The organism is Nocardia sp. NPDC003183, from assembly GCF_053590715.1.
In genome coordinates this window covers 164,955-188,368 of the sequence record NZ_JBSFTG010000010.1, presented here as the reverse complement: position 1 = coordinate 188,368, position 23,414 = coordinate 164,955, and the positions used below count along the sequence as shown (strand labels likewise).

The window sequence follows — 23,414 nt, the reverse complement described above, 5'->3', positions numbered from 1 at the left end:
TCGGTGTCGACGACCTCGTGGAAGGTGACGTCGACCGCGGCCTCGGTGGGGCCGTACAGGTTGTGCAGAGCGGCGCCGGTCAGCTCGCGCAAACGGTGAGCGGGCTTGGGCGGCAACGCTTCACCGGAGGCGAACACCATCCGCAGCGACGCGCAGCGCGCGGCCGCGGCGTCGGCGACGAACACGGCGAGCATCGACGGCACGAAGTGGGTGACGGTGACGCTCTCGGTGTGAATGATCTCGGCGAGGTAGGCCGGATCGCGGTGACCATCGGGCTTCGCGACAACGAGCCGCGCGCCGATCTGCAAGGGCCAGAAGAACTCCCACACCGACACGTCGAACGTCGCCGGAGTCTTCTGCAAGACCACATCGGCCTCGGTCAGACCGTACGCCTCCTGCATCCACACCAAACGGTTGACGATCGCACCGTGGCTGACCGCCACACCCTTCGGACGACCCGTCGAACCCGACGTGAAGATCACGTACGCCGTGTTCGCCGGACGCAGCGGGGCTGTGCGCTGGGCATCGGTGACGCGGGTATCGGTGTAGCCGTCCAGGTCGAGCAGATCGATGCGGACCTGTGCGGTGTCGATCTCCAGATCGGTGCCCGAGGTGAGCACACACACCGGATCCGCCGTCGCCAGAATGTATTCCGTGCGTTCGGCCGGGTGGTCGGGATCCAGCGGCACGTAGGCGCCACCGGCCACGCTCACCGCGTACATGCCGATCACCAGATCGAGCGAGCGGCGCATACCCAGCGCCACATAGGTTTCCGGGCCGACGCCGCGGTCGATCAGCCAGCGCGACAGACGGTAGACCCGCTGGGCGAACTCGGCGTAGGACAGACTCGTGCCCTCGAAGGACAGGGCGGTGGCCTGCGGCGTGCGGGCAACCTGGGCCTCGAACATCGAGACGAGGGTGGCCCGCTGGTCTACCTCGTGCGCGGTGGCGTTCCACTCGCGCACGACGAGTTCGCGTTCGGCGGCATCGAGCAGTTCGATATCGCCCACGGCGACAGCCGGTTCCGTGGTGATCGCGGTGAGCACTCGGATCAGGCGCTCGGCGATGCGGTGCACGGTGGCCGTGTCGAACAGATCGCTGAGGTAGCCGGCGCGGATGCGCAGCTGGGTGTCGAGCTGCGCGATCAGCGACAGCGGGTAGTGGGTGGCGTCGGCGGCGTCGAGACCGGTGACGGCCATGCCGTCGATATCGGCGGCCTGGGCTTTGATGCCCTCGGCGTCGACCGGGTAGGACTCGAAGACGACGAGCGAGTCGAACAGGCCACCGACGCCGGCCGCCGACTGGATCTCGGCGAGGCCGATGTAGTGGTGGTCGAGCAGGTCGGCCTGCTCGCCCTGGGTGCGGGTGAGCACGTCGCGCACCGATTCGGCGGCGTCGAAACGCACGCGCACCGGGACGGTGTTGATGAACAGGCCGACCATGGATTCCACGCCGGACAGCTGCGCGGGACGACCCGAGACGGTGGTGCCGAAGAGCACGTCGTCGCGGCCGGTCATCCGGCCGAGCACGATCGACCAGGCCACCTGCAGGACGGTGTTCGGGGTGACGCCGAGGTCGGCGGCCAGCGCCACGAGCCGCGCCGTGGTGGGCTCGTCGAGGTCGAACAGGTACTCGTCGGACAGGGCGGCGATCTCGCGGCTCGCGTCGGGACGGGCCAGCATGGTCGGCTCGGTGACGCCGCGCAGCGCGTGCGACCAGGCTTCGACCGAGACCGAATGATCCTGACGGCCGACCCATTCCAGGAAGTGTCGGTAGGAGCGGACGGCGGGCAGCGCGCTCGCGTCGCCGTGCAGGGCGTAGAGAGCGAGCAGGTCGCGCATGACCAGCGGCGTCGACCAGCCGTCCAGCAGGATGTGGTGGTTGGACACCACGAAGCGCCATTCGTGCTCGGCGATCTGGATCAGGGTGAAGCGGATCAGCGGCGGGTTGGCCAGGTCGAAGCGGGCGGTGCGGTCGGCCTCGACGAGGTCGGCGAATTCGCCGGTCTCGATGCGGTCGTGTTCGGTCCAGGCCACGCGGGTGGTGTCGAGGACGACCTGCACGGCGTTGCCGTCGTGGTCGGTGACGAACGCGGTGCGCAGGGTTTCGTGGCGGTCGAGCAGCGCCTGGGCGGCGGCACGCAGACGGGTGGCGTCGACGCGACCGGTGAGTGTGAGGACGGCCTGGGCGGTGTAGACGTCGACCGAGGTGGCGGCCAGCCGGGCGTGGAAGAACAGACCTGCCTGCAGTGCGGCCAGCGGCCACACCTGGGTCAGCTCGGGGTAGCGCTTCTCCCAGGTGTCGATATCGCGCTGGGTGGAGCGCACGAGGGCGAAGTCGGACGGCGTGTGGCCGCCCGCGTCGGCCGAATTGGCGTGCCGGGCAACGGCTTCCAGCGCGGTGATCCACAGGTCGGCGAATTCGCGGACCTCGGCCTCGGCGAGCAGGGTGCTCGGGTAGCCGATATTGGCGCTGAGCTTGTCGCCGACGACGATCGCGTTGACGTCGAGGGGCGCCATCGCGGGCATGTCGGCGTCGTAGGCGCCGCCGAGGGCGGCCAGCTCGGGCGCGGGGATCCAGCCGAAGCCGCGCAGCGCGTCGGGGACGTCGCTGTCGGCGACGCGGCCGAGGTAGTTGAAGCTGATCTGGCCGGGGAGCTGCGTGGGCAGTTCGACGGCGGTCTCGGCGTTCATGTACCGCAGCAGGCCGTAACCGATGCCCTTGTCGGGCACCGCGAGCAGCTGTTCCTTGACCGCCTTGACGGCCTGTCCCAGCGCCGGACCACCGGCGAGCGCGGCATCGATGTCGATGCCGGCCAGGTCGAGGCGGACCGGGAAGATGGCGGTGAACCAGCCGACGGTGCGCGACAGGTCGGCGCCGGGCGCGACCTCTTCCTCGCGACCGTGGCCTTCGAGACGAACCAGCAGCGCGTCGCCGCTCGGGTCGGCGCGGTGGCCGTTGCCGAGCGCGCCGGGACCGGTCCGGGTGGAGCGCCACTTGGCGGCGGCCAGCGCCAGCGCGGTGAGCAGACCGTCGTTGACGCCACCGTGGAACAGCGCGGGGACGGTGGTGAGCAGGGCCTTGGTGACCTCGGCGGACACCTCGACCGGCAGCTTCTCCACGACACCGGAGACGTCGACCGCCGGGTCCATCGGCCGCTCGGTGAGCAGCGGGTCGGGGGTCGCGACGACCTCACGCCAGAAGTCGAGTTCTGCGGCACGGTCGGTGGTGCGCGCCTCGTCCGCGAGGGCGTGCGCCCATGCCCGCATGGAGGTGGCGGGTGCGACGAGTTCCGGCTGCTGTCCGGCGGAGAGCTGGCCCCACGCGGACACGAAGTCGGGCACGAGGATGCGCCACGAGACACCGTCGACCACGAGGTGGTGGGCGACGACGATCAGGCGACCGGCCCGACGGGCGTTGGCGGAACCGTCGGCACCACCGGTCGCGGCGGCATCGCTGGTCTGCGTGACCGCCAACCCCTCCGCGGTGGCGTCGGTGAGCCCATCCGCGGTGGCTGATCCTGCGTTCAGCTCAGGTTCCAGCCAGACGAAGCGCACGACGACGCCGTTGGCCGGGTCGAGGCGGTCGAGGCCGGCATCCAGCGCGGCGGCGGCGATTTCGACCAGTTCGGCATCGGAGACGGCGGGGTCGAACGAGGTGTGGTCGATGAGCGCGGTGGCGTCGACAGTGCCGGTGGGAGCGGTGTCGACGACCCAGCGGCCGTCGACCTGGTGCAGGCGCGAGCGCAGCATGTCGTGGCGGTCGATGACCGCGCCGACTGTGGCGGCGATGCCCGCGCGGTCGATGCCGACCGGCAGTTCCAGCGCCATGGTCTGGTTGAACCGGTCGAACGAACCGGGACGCTCGGCCATGAACCGCACGACCGGGGTCAGCGGCATCTCGCCGACGCCACCGCCAGGCAGCTCTGCCAGCGTGATCGCGGAAGCCGCCGCGACATCGGCGGTTTCGGCGACCGAGGCCAGGCCGGCGACGGTGCGCTGCTCGAAGACGTTGCGCGGGGAGAACAGCACGCCGCGAGCCTTGGCCCGGGAGACGAGCTGGATGGAGACGATCGAATCGCCGCCGAGCGCGAAGAACGAATCGTCCACGCCCACGCGTTCCACCCCGAGCACCTCGGCGAAGACCTCGGCGATGGTCTGCTCGATCGGGTTACGCGCGGCCCGGAAGGTGACCTCGGTGGCGAACACCGGCTCCGGCAAGGCCTTTCGGTCGAGCTTGCCGACCGGGGTGAGCGGCACGTGGTCGATCACCATGATCGACGACGGCACCATGTACGCGGGCAGACGATCCTCGACGTGCGCGGTCAGCGCGGCCACATCGATCGAATGACCCGGCGCGGCAACCACATACGCGACCAGCGAGACGGCGCCCGCGGTGCTCTTGTGGCCGACTGTGGTGGCGAAGTCGACGGTCTCGTGCGAGGCGAGGGCGGAGTCGATCTCGCCCAGTTCGATCCGGAAGCCGCGGATCTTGACCTGGAAGTCGGACCGACCGACGTACTCGACGGTGCGCTCGGCGGTCCAGCGGACCACGTCGCCGGTGCGGTACATCCGCTCGCCCGGGATGAACGGATCGGCGACGAACCGGTCGGCGGTGAGCCCGGCACGGGCGTGATACCCACGGGCCAGCTGGATGCCCGACAGGTAGAGCTCACCCGCGACACCGACCGGAACGGGCTGGAGCTGGGCGTCCAGGATCAGCGACCGCATGCCACGAGTCGGCCCACCGATGGTGACCAGCTCGCCCGGCGTCAGCGCGGCGCTGATGTTGGTCATGATCGTGGTCTCGGTGGGGCCGTAACCGTTGTGGAAAGCGCGAGTTGTGCCATCCGCCAAGGGAACTGCCCACTTCGACACCAGATCGGCGGGGACCGCTTCGCCACCGGCGACCAGGACGCGCAGCGAGTCGAGGCCGCTGGGGTCGAAGGTCGCCAGGGCGGCGGGGGTGATGAAGGCGTGGGTGACCCGCTCGGTGCGGATCAGCTCGGACAGCTCGTCGCCGCCGTAGACGCCCGGCGGGACGACGACCAGCGCGCCACCGCGGGCCAGGGCCAGCAGCAGTTCGAGGATCGAGGCGTCGAACGAGGGCGAGGCGAAATGCAGTGCGCGCGTGCCGGTATCGAGGGCGTAGCGCTCGGCCTGCTCCTCACCGAAGTTCGCGAGACCGGCGTGGGTGACGACGACGCCCTTGGGCACGCCGGTCGAGCCGGAGGTGTAGATGACGTAGGCGGGCTGCTCGGGGGTGGTCGCCCGCACGAGCTCGTCGTCGGCGATCGGCCCGCCGTCGAAACGAGCGAGGTCGAGCTCGTCGAGTACCAGCCAGCCAGCGGCAGCAGCATCCGCGGCCGAGCTGTCGAGTGTCGCCGTCGCGTGCGGCGTGGATTCGATACCGGCGGCATCGCGCGGCGCGATGTCCGGAAGTCCGCCCAGCACAGAGGCGACAGTGATACCCAGCGGCGAACCGGAGTCGGTGACCATGTGGGCGATGCGGTCGGCGGGGTAAGTCGGGTCGACCGGGACGAAAGCGGCGCCGGTCTTGGCGACGGCCCACGCTGCCAGCACCGAGTCGGCCGATCGCGGAACGCCGATCGCGACGAGATCCTCGGCGCCGATGCCCTCGGCGATCAGCAAGCGCGCCAAACGGTTCGAGCGTTCGTCGAGCTCGGCGTAGGAAACACTGGTCCCCTGGAACACGACGGCGGTGCCGGTCGGGTTCTGTGCGACGGCGTCGGCCAGGAGGTTGCGCAGGGTACGTGCGGGCACCGGCGGTTCGCCGACCCGGAACACCAGGTCGGACCGTTCGGCCGCGTCGAGCACGTCGATCGCGCCGACCGTGATGTCGGCATCGGCGGCGACGGCCTCGAGGACTCGCTGCCAGCGCACGGCGATGCCGGCGACGGTGTCCTCGTCGAACAGTTCGGTCGCGTAGTTCAGTGCCAGTGCCATCCCGCCGTGGCCGGGTTCGCCCAGCTCGGAGAGGGTGAACTGCAGGTCGAAGCGGGCGACGCTCTCGTCGAGGTCGAGCGCGGAGACGGCCAGGCCGGGCAGTTCGAGGGTGGTGCGGTCCAGGTTCTGGAAGGCCAGCATCACCTGGAACAGCGGGTTGCGCGACTGCGAGCGCTCGGGCGCGAGCAGTTCGACCAGGCGCTCGAAGGGCACGTCGGCGTTGCCGTAGGCGTCGAGGTCGGTCTTGCGGGCCTGCTCGAGCAGGTCGGTGAACGTCTCGGCCGGGCGCACGCCGGTGCGCAGCACCAGGGTGTTGACGAACATGCCGACCAGGTCGTCGAGGGCCTGCTCACCGCGACCCGCGATGGGGGTGCCGATGGCGACGTCGTCGGAGCCGGACAGGCGAGCCAGCAACACCGCGAGGGCGGTGTGCATGACCATGAACAGCGACGCGCCCTGGCGGCGGGCGATCTCGTCGAGCGCGGCGACGAGTTCGGGCGAGAGCTCGCGGTGCACGGTGGCGCCGCGCAGCGAGGCGATGGCCGGACGCGGGCGGTCGAACGGCAGGGTCAGTTCGTCGGGGACACCGGCGAGCTGGGACTGCCAGTAACCGACCTGGCGCGACATGAGCGAGTCGGCGTCGTCCTCGGTGCCGAGTACGGCGCGCTGCCAGATCGCGAAATCGGCGTACTGGACGGGCAACGGCGCCCAACCGGGGGCAGCGCCCTGGGCCCGGGCGGTGTACGCGCGCATCACATCGCGGGTCAGCGGCGCGATCGAGAAACCGTCGGCGGCGATGTGGTGCACGACCACGACCAAGACGTGTTCGGTGACCCCACCATCGACGTGCTCGGCACCCGCGGCCTGCTCCGTGTCAGCGGTGCGACCCGTGTGGCCTGCGGCGGCGACCCGGAAGAGGCGGGCGCGCATCGGAACCTGTTCGGCCACATCGAAACCGGTGGAGACGAACTCGGTGACGGTCTCGAACAGCTCGTCCTGAGCGATCGCGATCGGGCGCAGGTCCAGCGAAATGCGCTCCGCGGCGACGATCTGCTGTACCGGGGTGCCGCCGTGTTCGGGGTAGCGGGTGCGCAGCGACTCGTGCCTGCGGACCAGGTCGGCCAGCGCCAAAGACAGTGCCTCGGTGTCGAGTTCGCCGGTGAGGCGGATCGCGACGGGCAGGTTGTAGGCGGCCGAGGTGGTGTCGTACTTGTTGAGGAACCACATGCGCTGCTGCGCGAACGACAGCGGAACCAGTTCCCCTTCGGCCCGCTCACGGGCGACCAGCGCCGCGCGGGCGGTGCCGCCGGTGTGCGATTCCACCCGTGCCGCGAGGGCTTCCACGGTGGACGCTTCGAACAGCGCGCGCACCGGGACCGTCGCGCCGAGCGCCGCACCGATGCGGGCGACCACGCGGGTGGCGATGAGCGAGTTGCCGCCGAGGTCGAAGAAGTCGTCGTCGACACCGACGCGATCCAAGCCGAGCACATCGGCGAAGACCGCGGCCACGGCTTCCTGCACCGGTGTGACCGGCGCGCGGAAGGCCCGCGCCTGCACCGCGGGAGCGGGCAGCGCGCGACGGTCCAGCTTGCCGTTGACCGTCAGCGGGATCCACTCGAGGCGCACGAGCGCCGCCGGAACCATGTAGGCGGGCAGCTGTTCGGCCGCACCGCTGCGGATGGTCTCGAGGTCGGGTTCGAGGTCGCCCTCGGCGACCACGTAGGCGACGATCCGCTGGTCACCCGGCTGATCCTCACGCACGATGACCGCGGCCTGGGCGATGCCCGGCTGCGCGAGCACGGCGGCTTCGATCTCACCGAGCTCGATGCGGAAGCCGCGAACCTTCACCTGGTCGTCGGCGCGGCCGAGATATTCGAGTTCGCCGAAGCGGTTCCAGCGCGCGAGGTCGCCCGAGCGGTACAGGCGCGAGCCACCCTGGTTCGGGCCCGCGAGGGGATTGGCGACGAAGCGGGTGGCGGTCAGGTCGGGGCGACCGAGGTAGCCGCGCGCCAACTGCGGTCCGGCGACATACATTTCGCCCGCGACACCCACCGGCACCGGCCGCAACCGGTTGTCGAGGACGTACACACCCAGACCCGCGATCGCCCGGCCGACCACCGAACCGGCGGCGGCGGCAATGGTTTTCGCGTCCAGCGCCCGGAACGACACGTGCACCGTGGTCTCGGTGATGCCGTACATGTTGACCAGCGTCGGCGAGCTGTCACCGTGGCGCGCGACCCAATCCGACAGGCGGCGCAGCTCGAGGGCCTCGCCACCGAACACCACATAGCGCAGGGCCAGCGGCTCCAGGCCCGGTCCGGCGTTGCGGTCGGCCTCGGCCAGCTGGTAGAACGCCGACGGCGTCTGGTTGAGGACCGTCACCTGCTCCACGCGCAGCAGTTCCAGGAACTGTTCGGGCGAACGCGAGGTGTAGTAGTCGACGACGATCAGCGAGCCGCCGAACAGCAGCGGGCCCCACAGCTCCCACACCGAGAAGTCGAAGGCGTAGGAGTGGAACAGCGTCCACACATCGCGCGGGCCGAAGCCGAAGTCGCGATCGGTGTTGGCGAACAGGCGCACCACATTGCGGTGCGCGACCGCGACGCCCTTGGGGCGGCCGGTCGAGCCGGAGGTGTAGATGACGTAGGCGACATTGTCCGGCGAGAGCGGGGCGAGCCGGTCGGCGTCGGTGATCGGGGCGTCGTCGGCGTCTTCGATATTGCCGGTTTCCACGGCGAATCCGTCGAGCACCACCGAGGGCAGGTGCTCGGGCACCCGCACCTGGACGGTGGAATCGAGGACGACGCTGGTGGGGCGCGAGTCCTCGAGCACGTAGGCGATGCGCTCGGCCGGGTAGGTCGGATCGACCGGCACGTAGCCCGCACCGGTCTTCACGACGGCGAGCAGCGCGACCACGAGATCGAGCGAACGCGGCAGGATCACCGCGACCAGCGATTCCGGGCCTGCGCCGTCGTCGATCAACCTGCGCGCCAGCACATTCGCACGGCGATCGAGCTCGGCGTAGGTCAGCGACTCGACGCCGAACTTGGCGGCGATCCGGTCGGGGTAGGCGGCGGCCGCGGCGTCGAACAGATCGACCAGGGTCGTGTGCTTGTTGCCGAACAGGCCACGCCGGTAGCCGGCGGGGGTGCTGGCGTCGTGGATGACCGGCAGACCGATGGCGTCGGGACCGGAGGACACCCAGCGCTGCGCGACATCACGCTGTTCGGCCTCGCCGAGCAGGTCGATGTCGCCGACGATCACGTCGGGGTTCTCGGCGACGCTGCGCAGGATGCGGACCAGGCGGTCGCCGAAGGCGGCGACGGTTTCGGCGTCGAACAGATCGGTGGCGTAGTTCCACGACAGCGCGAGCGAGCCGTCGGCGGCTTCGCCCACGGTGAGCTGCACGTCGAACTTCGCCGTGCCCGGATCGAAGTCGACGACCTCGAGATCGAGGCCGGGCAGCGCGATGGTGCCCGCGTCGGCGGCGGTGGCCGCCTCGAAGGTGAGCGCCACCTGGAACAGCGGGTGATGCGCCTGTGAACGGGTGGGGCTGAGCACATCGACGAGGCGCTCGAACGGCACATCGGCGTTGGCGAAGGCGGACAGGTCGACCTTGCGGATCTGATCCAGGAGGTCGCCGAAGCTCGCGCTCGAGTCGACCTCGCTGCGCAGCACCAGGGTGTTGACGAACATGCCGACCAGGTCGTCGAGCGTGCGCTCGCCGCGACCGGCGATGGGGGTGCCGATGGCGATGTCGGTGCTGTTGGACAGGCGCGCGGCCCAGGTGGCCAGTGCCGCGTGCATCACCATGAACAGGGTGACGCCGCGGGCGCGGGCGATCTCGGTCAGCGCGTGGTGCAGGTGCGCGTCGACCGAGAAGCGGTGCAGGTCACCGGCGTTGGTGGCGACCTCGGGGCGCGGCCGATCGGCGGGCAGCTCGAGCTGATCGGGCAGATCGCGCAGCTGCTCGGTCCAGTAGGCGAGCTGGCTCGCGGCGACCGATTCGGGATCGGACTCCGCACCCAGGATCTCACGCTGCCACAGGGTGTAGTCGGCGTACTGGACTTCCAGCGGCGTCCAGGCGGGGTTCTCACCGCGGGTGCGCTCGGTGTAGGCGATCACGACATCGCGCAGCAGCGGACGCAGCGAGAAACCGTCACCGCTGATGTGGTGCATGACCAGCACGGCCACGTGGTTCCGGTCGTCGACGCGCAGCAGGCTCGCGCGGAACGGGACTTCGCGGGTCACGTCGAAGTGCACGCTCGCCAGTTCGATCACCCTGGCCACCACGTCGCTCGCGGCGACCGGCTGGGCGGCCAGCGCGAAACGGACCTCGTCGGCGGGCCGGATCTGCTGGTAGCCCGCGCCTTCCTCGACCGCACCCGAGGCCACATCGGCTGCGGGGTAGAAGGTGCGCAGGGACTCGTGCCGGGCGACCACGTCGGCGATGGCCGCCTCGAGCGCGGCGACATCGAGGTCACCGGTGAGGCGGATCGCGACGGGGATGTTGTTGACGGCGGTGCGGTTGTCGAAGCGGTTGAGGAACCACATCCGCTGCTGCGCCTGCGACAGCGGCACCAGCTCGGGCCGCGGGCGGGGAGCCAACGGGATGCGGCCACCACGACCGGTGTGTGTTTCGACCCGAGCAGCCAGCGCGGCCACCGTCGACGCCTCGAACAGCGCGCGCAGCGGCACCTGGGTATCGAGCGCCTCCGACAGCCGAGCCGCGACCCTGGTGGCGACCAACGAGTTGCCGCCGAGTTCGAAGAAGTCGTCGTCGAGGCCGACCTGACCGGCGCCGAGCACCTCGGCGAAGGTGGCGGCGACGATCTGCTGCACCGGGGTGACCGGCGCCTGGAAGGTGCGCGCGGCGAACACCGGCGACGGCAGCGCCTTGCGATCGAGCTTGCCGGAAGCATTGAGCGGGAACGCGTTCAGCACCACGTACGCGGCGGGCACCATGTAGACGGGCAGCTCCGCGCCGAGTGCGTCCTTCACCGCGTCGGTGTCCACGGTGGCGCCGGTCTGCGGGACGACGTAGGCGACCAGCTGATCGCCGGTGTGCTCGTCGGCACGGACCACGACCACCGACTGGGCGATCTCCGGCAGCGCCGTGAGCGCCGCCTCGATCTCGCCGAGTTCGATGCGCAGACCACGCAGCTTCACCTGGAAGTCGGTGCGGCCCAGGTACTCCAGCTCGCCGGCCGGCGTCCAGGTGACGAGGTCACCGGTGCGGTACATGCGCTCGCCGGGCGCGAACGGGTCGGCGACGAAACGATCCATCGTCAGGTCGGCACGACCCACATACCCGTGGGCCAGCTGCACGCCCGCGAGGTAGAGCTCACCCGCGACACCCACCGGAACCGGCCGCAGCCGCGAATCCAGCACGTACAGACGGGTGTTGAACACCGGGGCGCCGATCGGCACCGTTTCGATGTCGGCATCGGTGACCTCGTGATAGGTCACGTCGACCGCGGCCTCGGTGGGGCCGTAGAGGTTGTGCAGCGCGGCGCCGGTCAATTCGCGCAGACGCTGCGCGGTCGGCGCGGGGAGCCCCTCGCCGGAGGCGAACACATTGCGCAGCGAAACACACTCGGCGGCCAGCGGTTCGGTGACGAACACGGCCATCATCGACGGCACGAAGTGCACCGTGGTGACCTGTTCGGCCACGATCAGCCGGGCCAGGTAGGCCGGGTCGCGATGCCCGTCCGGCTTGGCGACCACCAGGCGCGCGCCGACCTGCAAGGGCCAGAAGAACTCCCACACCGACACGTCGAAGGTGGCGGGGGTCTTCTGCAGCACCACGTCGGCGGCGGCGAGGCCGTAGGCGGCGTGCATCCACACCAGGCGGTTGACGATCGCCGCGTGGCTGACCGCGACGCCCTTGGGGCGACCGGTCGAGCCGGAGGTGAAGATGACGTAGGCGGTGTTGCCCGAGCGCAGCGGGCGGTGCCGGTCGGCGTCGGTGACCGGCTCGGTGGAGTGGCCGGACAGGTCGAGCTGGTCGATGCGGACCTCGCGACCGGCGGCCGCGGGCAGGCTCTCACCGGAGGTGAGCACGCAGACCGGTTGCGCGGTCTCGAGGATGTGCTCGATGCGCTCGGCCGGGTGATCGGGGTCCAGCGGTACGTACGCGCCACCGGCGGCGGACACGGCGTACATGCCGACCAGCAGATCGATCGAGCGCCGCATACCGAGTGCCACATACGATTCCGGGCCGACGCCGGCGTCCTTGAGCCAGCGCGCCAGCTGACGCACGCGGCCCGCGAACTCGGCATAGGACAGACTCGTCCCCTCGAACGTGAGCGCGACCGCGTCGGGGGTCCGGGCGACCTGCGCCTCGAACAGCGCGTGCAGCGTGGCCGGTTCGTCGTCACTCGGCGTGCTCAGCGCGGCGTCGACGGCGAATTCGGTGTCGTTCCAGCGATCGAGCACCAGGGTGCGCTCGGCGGAGTCGAGAAGCTCGATGTCACCGACGGGAGCCGAGGGGTCGACCACGACGGCGGTGAGCACGCGCAGCAGGCGGGCGCCGAAGGTCGCGGCGAAGCCCGCGTCGAAAAGGTCTGTCGCGTAGACGAGTTCGGCATCCATGTGGCTGTCGTCGTCCGCGGGGACCTCGCTGAGCGCGAGCTGCAGATCGAACTTCGCCATGTGCTGGTCGATGCCCAGCTCGGAGACCGTGAGGCCGGGCAGTTCCAGGGTGGTGCGACCCAGGTTCTGGAACGAGAGCATCACCTGGAACAGCGGGTGGCGCGACTGCGAGCGCGCCGGGTTGAGCACCTCGACCAGGCGCTCGAACGGCACGTCGGCGTGCGCGAAGGCCGCCAGATCGTGCTCGCGGACCTGACCGAGCAACTCGGCGAAGGTGGCGCCCGGATCGACCTGCGCGCGCAACACCAGGGTGTTGACGAACATGCCGACCAGATCGTCGAGTGCCTGCTGACCACGGCCCGCGACCGGGGTGCCGATGGCGATGTCGGGGGTGCCCGACAGCCGCGACAGCAGGACGGCGAAAGCGCTGTGCACCACCATGAACAGGGTGGTGCTGTGCTCGTGGGCGACCCGGTTCAATGCCTCGACGAGCTCGCCCGGCACTTCGAAGCGGTGCGTGCCCGCCTGGTAGCTGGCCTGCGCGGGCCGCGACTTGTGGCCCAGACGCAGTTCGTCGGGCAGATCGGCGAGCGCGCCGCGCCAGTGCTCGAGCTGCTCGGAGATCAGCGAGGTGGGATCGGTTTCGTCGCCGAGGATCTCGCGCTGCCACAGCGCGTAGTCGACGTACTGGATGTTCAGGGGCGGCCAGCCGGGTTCGGTGTTCGCGGTGCGGGCCACGTAGGCGGTCATCAGGTCGCGCACCAGCGGACGCAGCGAGAAACCGTCGGCGGCGATGTGGTGGACCACCATCACCAGCACGTGTTCGCGCTCGCTGAGCTCGTAGACCCGAAGGCGCACCGGCGCGTTCGCGGTGACGTCGAAACCGCGACGGGCGAACTCGTAGAGCGAGATCGCCATGTCGGTCTCGTCGGCCTCGATCAGCTCGACGTCCGGAATCGAGCCCGCGGCGGCGAGCACCTTCTGGTAGGCGGTGCCGTCGGCCATGGCGGCGCGCCCCGACTCGGGGGCGACGTACACCGGGTAGACCGTGCGCAGGGTTTCGTGGCGGGCGACCACGTCGGCGACCGCGCCGCGCAGCGCGGGCAGGTCGAGCAGGCCCTGCAGGCGGACCGCGACCGGGATGTTGTAGGTGCCGGTGTCGGCGACGTCGAAGCGGTTCAGGAACCACATGCGCTGCTGCGCGAGCGACAGCGGCGGATACTCGGGACGCTGACGGGCCGTGAGCTCGGCGCGCAGACCGGTGCCCGCGTGCGATTCCACGCGGGCGGCCAACGCGCCGACGGTGGGCGCCTCGAACAGGGTGCGCACGCCGACCTCGGTGTCGAGCGCCGTACTCAGGCGCGCCGCGACCTGGGTGGCCACGAGCGAGTTGCCGCCGAGGGCGAAGAAGTCGTCGTCCACGCCCACGCGTTCGGCGCCGAGCAGGTCGGCGAAGATCTCGGCGACGATCTCCTCGATCGGGGTCGACGGCGCACGGAACACCTTCGCCTCGAACACGGGCGCCGGCAACGCTTTACGGTCGAGCTTGCCGGACGCGTTGAGCGGGAAGGCATCCAGCACGACCAGGGCCGACGGCACCATGTAGGCGGGCAGTTCGGTGGTGATGCCCGCCTTCACCGCGGCCACGTCGAGGGCCGAGTCCACCTCTGGCACCAGGTAACCGACGAGCTGGTCACCGGCGTGCGCGTCGGAGCGCACGACGACGACCGACTGCGCGACACCCGGCTGCGCCAGCAGGGTCGCCTCGATCTCACCGAGTTCGATGCGCAGACCGCGCAGCTTCACCTGGAAGTCGGTGCGGCCCAGGTAGTTCAGTTCGCCGTAGGTGAGACCGTTCTCGCCCGACACCGCGGTCCAGGTGACGAGGTCACCGGTGCGGTACATGCGCGAGCCCGCCGCGCCGTACGGATTGGCGACGAAGCGGTCGGCGGTCAGGTCGGCCCGGTTGAGATAGCCGACGGCCAGCTGATCGCCCGCCAGATAGAGCTCTCCCGCAACGCCGGGGGCCACGGGGTGCAGGCGCGAATCCAGCACGAACACCCGGGTGTTCCACACCGGGCGCCCGATCGGCACCGACTCCACATCGGCGTCGACGACCTCGTGATAGGTGACGTCGACCGCGGCCTCGGTGGGACCGTACAGGTTGTGCAGACGGGCGCCGGTGAGCTCGCGCAGGCGCTGCGCGGTGGGCGCGGGCAGCGCCTCGCCGGAGGCGAACACCTGTCGCAGGCGCACCGCGTCACCGTTGCCGTTGCTGCCGAGGGTCGAGACGAACACCGACAGCATCGAGGGCACGAAGTGCGCGGTGGTGATGCCGCGTTCGGCGATGATCTGGGCCAGGTACACCGGATCGCGGTGGCCGTCGGGCTTGGCGACGACCAGGCGGGCACCGGTCTGCAAGGGCCAGAAGAACTCCCACACCGACACGTCGAAGGTGGCCGGGGTCTTCTGCAGAACGGCGTCGGCGGCGTCGATCGGGTACTCGTGCTGCATCCACAGCAGGCGGTTGACGATCGCCGCGTGATCCACCGCGACGCCCTTGGGGCGGCCGGTCGAGCCGGACGTGAAGATCACGTAGGCGGTATTGGTGGCCCGAATCGGTTGCACGCGTTCGGCATCGGTGATCGGCGCACCGCTGAAGTCGGCGGGCGAGAAGATGTTCTCGACCGCGTGCACGGTGACGCCGTCGGACTCGAACGCGTCGCGGCGGCTGGTGAGCACCAGTCGCGGCTGCGCGGTCTCGATGATGTGGCCGATGCGGTCGGCGGGCTGATCCGGGTCGAGCGGCACGTAGGCGGCGCCGGTCTGCAGCACCGCGTACATGGCGACGACCAACTCCGTGGAACGCCGGATCGCCAGTGCCACATTGTCACCGGGGCCCACGCCGTCGGCGATCAAGCGGCGCGCGATGCGGTTGGCCCGCTCCTGCAGCTCGCGGTAGGACAGCTCTTGCTGCTCGAAGACCAGGGCGACGGCGTCCGGGGTCCGCTCCACCTGCGCGTCGAACAGCGACATCAGCGTCGCGTGCGGGACGGCGTGCGCGGTGTCGTTCCAGTCGACGAGGACCTGCGCGTGCTCCTCGGGCGCGAGCAGATCGATGTCGCCGACGAACACCTCGGGATCGGCGACCACCGCGGCGAAGATGTTGTCGAGCCTGCGGGCGAACGCGGCGACCGTCGATTCGTCGAAAAGATCGAGCGCGTACGAGAATTCGGCCGCCATACCGCCGACGCCACCGTCGGTGTCCTGGACCTCGGTGAGCGTGAGCTGCAGGTCGAACTTGGCCAGCTGCGGGTCGTAATCGATCCCGCTCACCGCGAGACCGGGCAGCTGCAGCGAGGCCTGCTTGTTGTTCTGGAACGACAGCATCACCTGGAACAGCGGGTGGCGCGACTGCGAACGGGCCGGGTTGAGCACCTCGACCAGGCGCTCGAACGGCACGTCGGCGTGGGCGAAGGCCTGCAGATCGGTCTCGCGGGCCTGGGCGAGCAACGTGGCGAACGGGGTGGCGCCGTCGACCTGCGAGCGCAGCACCAGGGTGTTGACGAACATGCCGACCAGGTCGTCGAGCGCCTGATCGCCACGGCCCGCCACCGGGGTACCGATCGCGATATCGCTGGAGCCGCTGGCACGGGCCAGCAGCACCGCGAGGGCGCTGTGCATGACCATGAACAGCGAGGCGTTGTAGCGGCGACCCAATTCGACCAGGGCACGCTGGGTTTCGCTCGCGATGACGAAGCTGTACGTGCCGCCACGGTAGGACGCGGCAGGCGGGCGCGGGTGATCGGCCGGGAGGACCAGCTCGTCGGGTAGGTCCGCGAGTTCCTTTGCCCAGTAAGCGATCTCGGAGGAGATCAACGACTGCGGATCGTCCTCGGAGCCGAGGACCTCACGCTGCCAGAGCGAGTAGTCGGCGTACTGGACCGGCAGTTCGGCCCAGGTCGGCGCCTCCCACGAGGTGCGGGCCGCGTACGCCATGATCACATCGCGCGAGAGCGGCGCCATCGACCAGCCGTCGGCGGAGATGTGGTGCACCACCATGCCGAGCACGTACTCGGACTCCGACACCTCGAAAAGCCGTGCGTGCAGCGGCACTTCGCTGGTCACGTCGAACGCCATCGACGCCAGATCGATCAGGTGATCGATGAGGTTGTCCTCGGTCACCCGGTACGGGGTGAGGTCGGGAACGATCTGCGCGGCGTCCAGGATCACCTGCACGGGGCCGGTGCCGGAGTCGGGGAACACGGTGCGCAGCGACTCGTGGCGGTCGATCACGTCGATGACCGCGACCTGCAGGGCGGCCACGTCCAGGTCACCGGACAGCCGGATCGCGACCGGGATGTTGTTGACCGCCGACGCGGTGTCGAAGCGGTTGAGGAACCACATGCGCTGCTGCGCCAGCGACAGCGGCACCCGGTCGGGGCGTTCGCGGGCGACCAGCGCCTTGCGCGCGCCGTCGCCGGCCTGCGACTCCACGCGGGCGGCCAGCGCCGCCACCGTGGGGGCCTCGAACAGCATGCGGACCGGGACCCGGGTGTCCAGGGCGATGCCGATGCGGGACGCGACCTGGGTGGCGATCAGCGAGTTGCCGCCCAGTTCGAAGAAGTCGTCCTCGACACCGACCCGGCCCAGTTCGAGCACGTCGGCGAAGATCTGCGCGACGATCTGCTCGATCGGGGTGGTGGGCGCGCGGAACTCGCGCACCTCGAACACCGGCGCGGGCAACGCGCGACGATCGAGCTTGCCGTTGACGGTCAGCGGGACCGCGGCGAGCACCATGATCGACGAGGGCACCATGTACGCGGGCAGACGCTGTGCGACATGGTCGGTCAGTTCGGCGATATCGATCGAACTGCCCGGCACCGCCACGACATAGGACACCAGCGAGGTGCTGCCGCCCTTGTTCTTGTGACCGATGCTGACCGCGAAGTCGACTGTCTCGTGCGAGGCGAGCGCGGAGTCGATCTCGCCCAGTTCGATACGGAAACCGCGGACCTTCACCTGGAAGTCGGAGCGGCCGACGTACTCCACGTTGCGGTCGGCGGTCCAGCGCACCACGTCACCGGTGCGGTACATCCGCGCACCGGGGGCGTAGGGGTTGGCGACGAAACGGTCGGCGGTGAGCGAGGCGCGCGCGTGGTACCCACGCGCCATGCCGACGCCGCCGATGTAGAGCTCACCCGCGACACCGACCGGCACGGGGCGGAGGCGGTCGTCGAGGATCAGGGTGTGGACGCCGCGGATGGGGCCGCCGATGACGACCCGCTCCCCCGGGATCAGCCCTTCGCTGAGGTTGGACGCGATGGTGGTCTCGGTGGGTCCGTAGACATTGCCCAGCATGCGGCGCGAACCGTCGGGCAGGCGCACGGCCCACTTGGCGACCAGTTCCGGCGGGACCGCTTCACCACCCGCGGCGAGCACCCGCAGGTGATCGAGGCCGCGGGCGTCGAAGGTAGCCAGCGCGGCCGGGGTCACGAACGCGTGGGTGACCTGTTCGGTGATGAGGATGTCGCGCAGTTCCTCACCGCCGTACACACCCGGCGGGACGACGACGAGCGTGCCGCCGCGACCGATGGCGAGCAGCATTTCCAGCACCGAGGCGTCGAACGACGGCGAGGCGAAATGCAGTGCGCGCGTGGTGGAGTCGAGCGAGTAGAGGTCGATCTGCTCGGCGCAGAAGTTGGCGACGGAGGCGTGGGTGACCACGACGCCCTTGGGCACACCGGTGGAACCGGAGGTGTAGATCAGGTACGCGGGCTGCGCGGGATCGGTCTGACGCACCAGTTCCCGCGGCGCGAGGGCGGCATCGGAGATACCGGTGAGGTCGATGTCGTCGACCACCACCCAGCCCACCGAATCAGGGAGTTCATCGGCTTCACCGGTGACCGTGATACCGACGGACACACCGGCATCGGTGATCATGTGGGCGATGCGGTCGGCCGGGTAGTTCGGGTCGACGGGCACGAACGCGGCACCGGTCTTGGTGACCGCCCACACGGCGAGCACCGATTCCAGCGAACGCGGCACGGCGACGGCGACGAAGTCCTCGGCGCCCAGACCCTGCTGGATCAGCAAGCGCGCCAACTGGTTCGAGCGACGATCGAGTTCGCCGTAGGAGACAGCGGTCCCCTCGAACACCACGGCGGTCGCCTCGGTGTCGCGGGCGGCCTGGGCGATCAGCTGCGGCAGGGTGCGCGCCACCGCGGCAGGGGCGCCGAAGCGGGTGACCAGGTCGGCGCGTTCGGCGTCGTCGAGCACGTCGATCGCGCCGACGGTGACGGCCGGGTCGGCCAGGATCGCGTCGAGCACGCGACGCCAGCGCAGCAGCAGTTCTTCGACGGTCGACTGATCGAACAGGTCGATGGCGTAGGTGAGCACGCCGGTCATGCCCGACAGCGAGCCGGTACCGGTGTGTTCCTCGGTGAGGGTCCACTGCAGGTCGAACTTGGCCATGTCGACCTCGACCTCGTCGGCCGTGACCGTGAGACCGGGCAGCTCCAGGGTGCCGTGCGACATCTCCTGGAACGACAGCACCACCTGGAACAGCGGATGGCGGGCCTGCGAGCGCGACGGGTTGAGCACGTCGACGAGCCGCTCGAACGGCACATCCGCGTTGGCGAACGCACTGAGGTCGGTTTCGCGGGTGCGGGTGAGGAATTCGGTGAACGGCTGGGTGGGATCGACGTCGGAACGCAACACCAGGGTGTTGACGAACATGCCGATCAGGTCATCGAGGGCCTGCTCACCGCGACCGGCGATGGGGGTACCGACTGCGATGTCGGTGGTGCCCGACAGGCGCGCGAGCAGCACCGCGAGGGAGGCGTGCACCACCATGAACAGGGTGACGCCGTTGGCACGGGCCACGGCGGCGAGCTGTTCGTGGGTGTCGGCGTCGATCTCGAAACCGACGCGCGCGCCACGGAAGCTCTGCTGCTGCGGGCGCGGGCGGTCGCTGGGCAGGTCGAGCTGGTCGGGCAGGCCCTCGAGGGCGCTCTTCCAGTAGTCGAGCTGACGCGCGGCCATCGAAGCCGGGTCGGATTCGGCGCCGAGCAGTTCGTGCTGCCACAGGGTGTAGTCGCGGTACTGAACCGGCAGCGGCAGCCAGGCCGGAGCCTGGCCCGCGGCGCGAGCCAGGTAGGCGGTGGCGACATCGCGGGCCAGCGGGCCGAAAGAGAAACCGTCGGCCGCGATGTGGTGCACGACGAAGGCGACCGCGTATTCCGGGGTGCCCGCACCGTGACCGTTGGACTCGGCGGTTCCACCGGCCACCTTGAAGATCTGCACGCGGATCGGCAGTTCCAGGGTGACATCGAAGCCGGTGGAGGCGAAGTCGATCAGCTCGTCGCGCAGCCGCGACTGGTCGATCGGGGTCACCGCGATGCCGAGATCGAACTGGTCGGCGCCGAGTACGTGCTGGAAACCGCCGTCGGCGTCGGGGAAGATCGTGCGCAGCGATTCCTGGCGCACCACAACATCATTGAGCGCGGCGATCAGGGCGTCGACGTCGACGCTGCCCTTCATCTGCACCACGAACGGCAGGTTGTAGGTGGGTGCGGTGGGGTCGAACTGGTTGATGAACCACATCCGCTGCTGGGCCAGCGACAACGGCACCTGCTCGGGACGCGGCTGCGCGACCAGCGGCGGACGCGCGGCGGAAACATCGGCGGGGGTGACGGATTCGGCCCGCGCGGCGAGTCCGGCCACGGTCGGGGTCTCGAACAGCGCGCGCACACCCAGCTGGATACCGAAGGCGGCGCCGATGCGGGCGACGACCTGCGTGGCGACCAGGGAGTTGCCGCCCAGTTCGAAGAAGTTGTCGTCGGCGCCGACGCGTTCCTGGCTCAGCACATCGCCGAAGATGCCGGCCACGATCTGCTCGGCCGGGGTGCGCGGTGCGCGGAAATCGCCTGCGGCAGCGGTGAAGACGGGTTCGGGCAGCGCCTTGCGATCCAGCTTGCCCGAGGTGTTGAGCGGGAACGCGTCGAGCACCATGATCGACGCGGGCACCATGTAGGCGGGCAGCTTCTCGGACACGAAACGAGTCAGCGTCGCCGGGTCGGCGGACTGGCCCGGCGCGGGCACGATGTAGGCCACGAGCTGCTGGCCGGTCGCGGTGTCGACCACGAGCACCGCGGCCTGGCTCACGGTCGGGTGCGCGAGCAGGTCGGTCTCGATCTCGCCGAGCTCGATGCGCTGACCGCGGAACTTCACCTGGAAGTCGGTGCGGCCGATGTACTCCAGCACGCCCTCGGCATTCCAGCGCACGAGGTCGCCGGTGCGGTACATGCGCTCGCCGGGGGCGCCGACGGGGTTGGCGACGAAGCGGTCCGAGGTCAGGTCGGGGCGGCCGCGGTAGCAGCGGGCCAGCTGTCGACCGGCCAGATACAGCTCACCCGGGGCGCCGATCGCGGCCGGGCGCAGCCGTGAATCCAGTACGTAGACTTCGACATTCCACTCGGGGATACCGATCGGCACCTGCGTGGTGTCGGCTTCGGTGGCCTCCCAGTAGGTGACCGAGACCGCGGCCTCCGTGGGTCCGTACAGGTTGTGCAGGCCGGCGTCGGAGATCGCGCGCAGACCCGCGGCGGTCTCCGGGGGCAGCGCCTCACCGATGACGAAAACCGCACGCAGCGAGGCGCATTGAACCTGCGTGGCATGCGAGACGAAGACGGTGAGCATCGACGGGACGAAGTCGGTCACGGTCACGCCGTGGCGTTCGATCATGTCCGCGACGTACAGCGGGTCGCGGTGGCCGTCGGGGCTGGCGATGACCAGTTTCGCGCCGACCATCAGCGGCAGGAAGTAGCCCCACAGCGACACGTCGAAGGTGGTGGCGGTCTTCTGTAAGTAGACGTCGTCGGCGGTCAACCGGTATTCGTCGAGCATCCACAGCTCTTGGTTGACGATCGCGTGGTGGGTGACCGCGACGCCCTTGGGGCGACCGGTCGAACCCGAGGTGTAGATGACGTAGGCGGTGTTGTCCGGGCGCAGCGGGGACAGGCGGTCGGCGTCGGTGAGAGCTGTGGCGTCGAAACCGGTCGTGTCGAGTCGATCGATCTCGACGCGGGCGACGGTGCCGGGCAGGTCGAGGTCGTCGCCGGTGGTGGTCAGGACGCAGACCGGTGCCGCGGACTCGAGGATGTAGGCGGTGCGGTCGGCCGGATGATCCGGGTCGATCGGCACGTACGCGCCACCGGCCCGCAGCACGGCGTGCATGCCGATGACGAGGTCGAGCGAGCGGCGCATGCCGAGCGCCACGAGCGATTCCGGGCCGACGCCGTCGGCGATCAGGAAGCGGGCCAGCCGGTTCACCTTCGCGCCGAATTCGGCGTAGGTGAGGGTTTCGCCTTCGAAGTCCAGGGCGATGTTGTCCGGGGTCAGCGGGATCTGCGCGTCGAGCAGCGCGGGCAGGGTGGTCGCGGGGACCTCGTGTGCCGCGTCGTTCCACTCGGTGAGCGAGCGTTCCAGCTCGGCCGTGCCGGTGACCGGCAGGTTCCACACCGGCAGTTCGGCGTCGGCGGCCAGGAACCGGTCGAAGAACTCCAGGAACCGGCCGTGATGGGTCTGCGCGTCGGCGGCCGAGTACAGGTTCGGGTTGGTCTCGAAGTCGATGTGGGAGCGGGTGCCACCGTGCGACTGATAGAAGTTGACGCCCAGGTCTTCGATGCTGCCCGTGGACAGCACGTTGAGCGTGCCCTCCATGTCACCGAAGCTCAGGTGGTTGTCGAACAGCATGATGTTGACCCACGGGCCGAAGAACTCCGTGGAGACCATGCCCTCGCCCGCCGAATCACGGCGGATGTCCTCGTGGCGGTAGCGCTGGTGGCGCAGGGCGCCGGAGACCTCGGTGGTCACCGAGCGCAGCAACTGCGCGACCGTGGTGTCGTGGCCCACGCGCAGGCGCAACGGGACGATGTTCGAGGTCACACCGCCCGAGCGGCGCATCACCGCGGTGGTCCGGGCGGTGACCGGGAGGCTGAGGATGACGTCGGAGGTGCCGGTGATCTGGGCCAGGTACGCCGCGAAACCGGCGATCAGCAGCGGTGCGGCGGTGCTGTCGTGCCGGGCGATCGCCGCGGTGAGCAGCTCGTCCTGGGCGGTGCTCAGCGCCGCGCTGGTGACGTCGTTGACCGGCGAGGGCGGGGCCGAGCGGCCGGTGAGGCTGCTGCCTTCCTCCAGGCCCGCTACCCGCTGAGCCCAATGCTCTTTGTCGGACTGGAAGCGGGTGCTGTCGCGGTAGACGAGCTCGGACTCGTAGAGCGCACGCAGATCGGTGGCTTTGTTCGGCGGGGCCGGGGTGCCGGTGACCTCGGCGGTATAGAGCTGTGCCGTGCGGTTGACGAAGTTGTTGGCGCCGAAACCGTCGAGCACGATGTGGTGGACGCGGGCATACCAGTACCAGCGGTCATCGCTGAGCTGCAGCGCGGCGGCCTGGACGAGACGGTCGTTGACGATGTCGAGCGGGCGGCTGTACTCGGCCCGCATCCACGCGGCGGCGGCCGCTTCGGGGTCGGCCTCGCCACGCAGATCGACATAGATCAGCGTCGCGTCCTGAGTGGGGTCGATGGTCTGCATCGGCTCACCGTCGATCTCGACGATGCGCAGCCAGCCCGATTCGAGGTCGGTGGCCGCGTCGGCGCTCGCGCGCTCGAGCACGGCGACATCGAGGCGTCCACGCAGGTCGACGTACTGGGCGATGTTGATCGGCACCTGTGGGTCGACGTGCTGCGCGTACCAGATACCCAGCTGTGCGGGCGAAAGCGGGAAGTACTCCGAGGAGCCTCCACGTCCGTCACCAGTTTCGCCGTTTCCGCCGAAATCCAGCCGGTCCAA

Annotated in this window: 1 protein-coding gene (only partly in view); it reads right to left on the bottom strand. The window is 69.8% G+C overall.

Features of this window, described 5'->3' with window-relative positions; genetic code table 11:
* Window positions 1–23,414, bottom strand: partial view of a non-ribosomal peptide synthase/polyketide synthase gene (locus ACWDXS_RS25650; RefSeq protein WP_449969359.1) — the 5' portion only. Its footprint begins 20,587 nt before the window's first position; only the first 23,414 of its 44,001 coding nucleotides appear in the window; it begins with the start codon at window positions 23,412–23,414; its stop codon lies beyond the left edge, outside the window.